This is a genomic window from Senegalia sp. (in: firmicutes), assembly GCF_052088025.1.
In the GTDB taxonomy this organism is placed as follows: domain Bacteria; phylum Bacillota; class Clostridia; order Tissierellales; family SIT17; genus Anaeromonas.
In genome coordinates this window covers 1-6818 of sequence record NZ_JBQCYD010000071.1, presented here as the reverse complement: position 1 = coordinate 6818, position 6818 = coordinate 1, and the positions used below count along the sequence as shown (strand labels likewise).

At 24.9% G+C, this 6818-nt stretch carries 5 protein-coding genes; all 5 read left to right on the top strand.

All coding sequences use genetic code 11. The features are described 5' to 3' along the window. Positions 1-359: 359 nt before the first annotated feature. Entirely contained in the window at positions 360-1055 is a 696-nt protein-coding gene (locus ACTHUW_RS12205; RefSeq protein ID WP_442199674.1) for a 4'-phosphopantetheinyl transferase family protein, read from the top strand. A 20-nt stretch (positions 1056-1075) separates the two neighbouring features. Continuing rightward, positions 1076-1807, top strand: coding sequence for a thioesterase II family protein (locus tag ACTHUW_RS12200; protein ID WP_442199673.1), 732 nt, complete (start codon positions 1076-1078; stop codon positions 1805-1807). A 189-nt stretch (positions 1808-1996) separates the two neighbouring features. Then, entirely contained in the window at positions 1997-4459 is a 2463-nt protein-coding gene (locus ACTHUW_RS12195; RefSeq protein WP_442199672.1) for an ABC transporter permease, read from the top strand. A 72-nt stretch (positions 4460-4531) separates the two neighbouring features. After that, on the top strand, positions 4532-5224 hold the full coding sequence (locus ACTHUW_RS12190; protein WP_442199671.1) for an ABC transporter ATP-binding protein: 693 nt from the start codon (positions 4532-4534) through the stop codon (positions 5222-5224). A gap of 3 nt (positions 5225-5227) precedes the next feature. Then, the coding region (locus ACTHUW_RS12185) for a condensation domain-containing protein (protein WP_442199670.1) at positions 5228-6818 on the top strand (1591 nt) is incomplete at its 3' end.

The window sequence follows — 6818 nt, the reverse complement described above, 5'->3', positions numbered from 1 at the left end:
TATGGAATATTAATGTCCGAGAAAAAAGTGTGCTGAAAAAGGTTGACAATCCAATTATTTACCTCCTACTATATTGATATTTAAAAATATAGTTATTATATTTTCACTTTTAGAATTTTTTATTTTAAGTGTTTTAAAATATATATTTTATTAAATTGTATTTTCCACTTTTATCCGATAGGATTAATAATTTAAAATTACTTTTCAAAATATGACTTAATTAATTATAAGAACATATAAAAGTATAAAAAAATATTTTTCGACAACAAAAAATGACATTCTTTTTAGAAAATATAGTATATACTGAAAATATAATTGTTAATTTAGATAATTATAAAAAATATACTAAGGGGAGATTTATGAATGTTTATGCTATCAAAATTGAAGATATGAATAAAAAAGAAATAAATAACTTGTGTCTATCAATTAATTTAGAGAAAAGAAATAGGATTCAAAAACTTCTTAGAAAAAGAGATAAAATTAGAACATTAATTGGAGAAATTTTAATTAGAATGTTGATTATTCAAAAAGTAAATATTAAAAATAATTTTATAATTTTTGATGAAAATCAATTTGGCAAACCCTTTCTTAAAAATTATCCAAAGTTTCATTTTAATATTTCTCATTCTGGAGATTTTGTAGTATGTGGAATTGATGACAAACCTATTGGGATTGATATTGAAGAGATTAAATCTATTAAATATAAAGAAATTGCAAAATTCTATTTTACTATAAATGAATTTAATTATATTATTGAAAATAATTTAGAAACTCAATTAGCTAGATTTTATGAGATATGGACGTTAAAAGAAAGTTATATTAAATGTGTTGGACAAGGTCTATCGATATCATTAAAATCTTTTTCAATTAATATAGATAAATATAAAAATATTGATTTAATTGAAGAATATGAGAATAATAGATATTTATTTAAATTTTTGAAATTAGATTCAAATTATAAGACAGCAATATGTTCGTCAAATAAAGAAATGTCTGATAGAGTCAAGCTAATAGAACAAAAACTTTTGATAAAGGAATATCTAAAGTTAATCTAAAACAAGGAGAGTTACTTTTTATGCTGTTATTTTGTTTACCTTATGCAGGAGGCTCAGAGGCCATATATTATAAATGGAAAAATTGTTTACACCAATCTATAGAATTGTATCCTATAGAATTGAAAGGTAGAGGTAAAAAAATGGACAAGGGATTTTATGAAAACATAGAAGAGGCAGTAGATGATATTTTTAATAATATAAAATATAAAATAAACAATACTGATTATGCTATATATGGTCATAGTATGGGAAGTCTTTTAGCTTTTGAACTTTACTATAAAATTGAAAAAATGAAATTTCCAAAGCCTAAACATATATTTTTTTCAGGTTATGAAGCACCAAGTATTATAAGAAAAAAAGAAAATACATATAATTTGTCGGACTATGATTTTATAAAAAGGATAATAGAATTAGGTGGAACTCCAAAAGAATTAATTGAAAATAAAGAACTATTGGAGATTTTTCTTCCTATAATTAGAAATGATTTTAAAATTATAGAAAATTATAATTATCAAGAAAGAGAACACAAAATTGAATGTGATATTTCAGTTTTGTATGGAAATCAAGAAGACATTAGTTTAGCAAATATATTATCTTGGAAAAATCATGTGTCCAGTGGATTTAAAATTTATAATCTAGAAGGAAACCATTTTTTTATAAATGAAAATATTACAAATATATCTAATATAATCAATAGTACATTATTAAGAAATAAAATTAATACTAAGAAAATTGAATATGGAGTGAAATAATATAAAATATTATTGTTTAATATATCTAAAATTTTGCTAGAATAAAAGAATTTTTTTGATAATTATTTTTATTTTAATTATAGTATTAGGAAATTTCAAATTAAATTGTTAAAATAAAAGATATAATTATAAGGCTTTAATAATGCTTTTCAATATATTATAAGAGGGGGAAAAGACATGGGGATTTTTATGAAGTACATTATAAGAAACATCTGGGAAAATAAGTTAAGAGGGTTTTTGATCTTGTTTTCACTTACAGTTTCTACATTTATTGTATTTTTAAACTTTGTGGCTCGTGATGATATTATTCATCAATATAAAACATTATATGAAGAATCATATCATGGTTATGATCTTATGGTTACTCATGAGGATACGGAAGATGAATTTTTTGAGAAAAATAAATTTAAAACTAATAATATTGATGTTAGTAATAAATTATCAGCCATAACTACTTTTGGAGTGGTAGATGATAATGATTTATTGACTCTAAAATTATATGGAGTTAATAGAAAAAGTTATTTGAAGGAAGGATTATTTGAAATTTCTGAAGAAGATAATTTCAGCAATACTAAAGATAATATGATTTTGATTAGTCCCCAATTAGCTGAAAATTATGGGTATAAATTAGGCGATACAATTTCAATTCAAACTCAAATAGGAGTGAGGGAATATGAAATAGGGGCTATTGGTAAAGAAACGGGATTATTTCTTGGTGTAGATAATGAAAATCTTATAGTTATGACTAGTTCTGAAGTGGAAGATATAACAGAACAAAAAAATAGAAGTAATGTATTAATGATTAATCTTAATAATAAATCTGATATAAAGAATAGTATTAAAACACTTGAGCAAGATAACAATGATTTTGTAGTACAAACTTTGGTCGATCAAGAAACAATGGATTCTAATATTAATATGATTAGTCAAGTATTATTAATAATTTTGTTATTAGCTTTATTGATGAATTATTATGTTATTTCTTCTAATGCTAAGGTTGTTTTACTATCAAGAACTCCCATAGTAGGTACTTTTAGAAGTTTAGGAGCAAGTAAAATTAAAGTTAATTTAATACTTATTTTGGAGAATTTAATATATGGTCTCTTGGGAGGGGTTTTTGGTGTTGTTTGTGGGTTTTATTTTAGAGAAACAATATTAGGAACTATAGTACAAGGTGTATCCAATGTGTCATTAGGAGAAATATCGGCGCCAATTAATTATCTATACATAATATATGCATTAATATTTGCTGTAATAATTCAATTGATTAGTGTGATACATGTAATTTATCAGATTGGGAATTACTCTATAAAAAATTTAATATTTGAAGAATTAAGTTCTGTTCAAAAGGTTTCTATTGTTTTTACTACATTGGGCTTTGCGTTAGAAGGGGTTTCTTATGTTTTATACAGAATAAACAATTCATATAATATAATTTTAGCAATAGTGTCTTTGGTATCTGCTATGGCTGGAGGGATATTAATATTACCTTTTATTACTAAATATTTATCTTTATTTATGACTAAAATAAATAAAATCATATTTGGAGAAGCTCCTTCTTTAGGAGCAAGAAATATTTCAACTAGTAAAATTGTTAATTCTAATATTAAACTTGTAGTTATTTCACTTTCAATGATTTTAATGATTTTCATGACATCTTCTTCCCTTGAAAATTTATTTATAAAAGCCAAAGATGCTTTTGAATTAGATATTCAGATATATGGTATGGAAAAGAAGGAAAGTGATTATTTAAAGTTAAAGAAAGTTCAGGGAGTAAAGGACCTTCAATTTTCATATAATTATACGGATGTTTTAATGGTTAATGGGAAGAAAATGAATCTTATTCTAGGTGGATTTAAAAATGAAACACTTGGTATTAAAAATAAAGAGGGAAAAATAGAAGACCTTAAAAATGGTGAAGTTATGATAGATGAATTCTATGCCATAAAGAATGGGTTTGCGATAGGGGATCAATTGAAAATTAAATCAGATAAATTTAATTCTGAAAAAATTAATGTTAATATAGTTGGAACTATAGATTCATCTATATTTACTACATCTAGAAATACAGTAGTATTTTCTGAGGAGCAATTTAAAAAAGATGTATCAGATATACCTAGTAATATATATATAAGTACGAATAAGAAACTAACACAAATGAAGAAAATTTTATATAAAGAATTATCTGGAGAAAATATTACTGTGGAGACTTTTACTGAATTTATTGAAAGTCAAGAACAGCAGGTAAGTGGTATATTGTCCACAGTATGGATATTTTTAATACTTTCTCTATTTTTATCAGCTATTGGATTAGTAAATAATCAGGTTATAGGGTTTATACAAAGGAAAAGAGAATATGCTATTTTATATTCAGTATCTATGAGTAAATCTCAGTTAAATATAATGATATTCTTTGAAATAATAAGTTCTTTTTTAATTGGATGTATATCTGGTTTAGCATTAAGTATTTGGATGAGCAAATTATTAGGAGTGCTATTGAGTTCTATAGGTATTTATTTAGAATTCAATTTTCAATGGGGGAATATATTTATAATTGTGGGAGCAATTTTTATTGTTCTTATGTTAACAGCAATAATTCCAATATTTAAAATTTCGAAAATGAATATAATTGAAGAAATAAAATATGAGTAAGTTAGATATTTAATTATTAATCTAGTATTTAAATTTAAAGCAACTAAAATTAGAAATTATGGAGGATTAAAAATGAAAAAGGTTATTGAAGTAAAGAATCTTTGTAAAAATTTTGGTTCTGGAAACAATATTATAAAAGTGTTAAAAGATATTACTTTAGACGTAGAAGATGGTCAATTTTTATCCATTATGGGACCTTCTGGTTGTGGAAAAAGCACATTATTATATTTAATGGGGGGGCTAGATGCTCCAACATCAGGGAAGATTTTAATAAATGATAGAGATATTCAAAAATTAAATGATAAAGAAATAAGTAAAATACAAAGATCTGATATTGGATTTGTGTTTCAATTTTATAATTTAGTACATAATTTAACAGTAGAAGAAAATATACTTTTACCTATAGCAATGAGTGGTCAACGCATAAAAAAACACCATCAAAAATTAGATGAAATTTTAGAAATAGTAGGCCTTAGCGATAAGCGTAAAGATATTCCAACTCATTTATCAGGGGGACAACAGCAGCGAGTGGCTATAGCTCGAGCAGTTATCACTAATCCTAGCATTATACTTGCTGATGAACCAATAGGTAACTTGGATAGTAAATCTGGTGAACGAATTATGGAATTATTTAGAAATGTTAATCAAGAATATGGTATTACAATTATTCAAGTTACTCATGATGAAAGTAAGACCTTATATGGAAATCGATTAATTCGATTATGTGATGGAGTTATTATAGAAGATAAGGCGGTGGCTAATTAAATTATGGATAAAGATCAATTGAATAAAAATATAGAAAAAATATATTCTTTAAGCCCTCTTCAAGAAGGAATGTTGTACCATCAGATCTTAGATGAAAAGTCTGGGAATTATGTTGTACAGACAACTTTAAAAATAAATGGAAATTTATCTGTAGATTTAGCAAAGGAAAGTATACAGCTTCTTGCAAAAAAACACGATGTTTTAAGAACACTGATTCCTTTGAATAGATTTAAAAAGTCTGTTCAAATAGTGCTTAAAGAAAAAGAAATTGAATTTAAAGAATTTGATTTTCAAGTATTTTCATCAGAAGAACAAGAAATTAAAATAGATGAATTTCTTAAGAAAGATGTAGAAAGAGGATTTGATTTTGAAAAATCCTCTAATTTTCGTGTGGCTATAATAAAATCATCTTATAATGAATGGATTATGGTATGGAGTTTCCATCATATTATTATTGATGGATGGTGTTTATCTATACTTTTTCAAGATTATTTATCATATTATTTTGCTCTCAAAAATGGTCAGTCTAAAAAAAACATTATCACTTCAATAAATAATTCAAAGAGTTATGGACTTTCTTACAATGAATACATTAAATGGTTAGAAAAACAAGATAAAGAACAAGTATATAAATATTGGGAAGAGTTTCTTGATGGATATGAGACAGATGTCAAAATTGATTCCTTTTCAGATGAAAAGTTAAATAATAATATGATTTCAGAACTTAGTCTTTCTTTTTCCCAATCTGAATATAAACTTATAAAAGAAAAGTTTGTATTTTATAATGTAACATTAAGCACAATGATCGAAGCAGCTTGGGGTCTTTTATTACAAACGTATAGTGGCTCTAATGATGTAGTTTTTGGGAAAGTAGTTTCAGGAAGAGATATTTCGTTACCTGGAATAGAAGAAGCAGTAGGATTATTTATTAATACCATTCCCACAAGAGTTAAAATTAATGATGATATAAGTTGTATAGAATTATTAAATAAGATACAAAGTCAAGGTACACAAAGTTTAGAATATCAACATTGTTCTTTGGCTAATATTCAATCAAGAACTTTTAAAGGAGAGTTCATTCATTCCGTTTATGCTTTTGAGAACTTTTTAATGAATACAGAAGTATTGTCAGAACAAGAAGGTCTAACCTTTGAAATTATAAAATCCCGAGAGCAAACTAATTACCCATTGACTTTGCGTGTAAATCAAATTGGAACATTGAGATTGGATATACTTTACAATACTAATATTTATTCAGAAAAGGATATTAATATGTTCCTTTCTCAATTAAAAAAGATAGTTATTCATTTTGCTTTAAATCCAGATTCATTAGTAAGTTCTATGGATATTATAACAGATGAAGAGAAAAGTAAAATTACTAAAGTTTTTAATAATCCCGAAACAACTTATAATAAAAACCTTAATGTCAAAGATATATTTGAAGAAACAGTCAACAAATATCCTAATAAAATAGCTGTAGTATATGAAGATGAAAAAATAAGCTATGATGAATTAAATAAAAAAGCTAATCAATTAGCCCATAAGCTGTTAAAATTAGGAGTTAAAAAAGAAGAACCTGTCGTAATTCTATCAG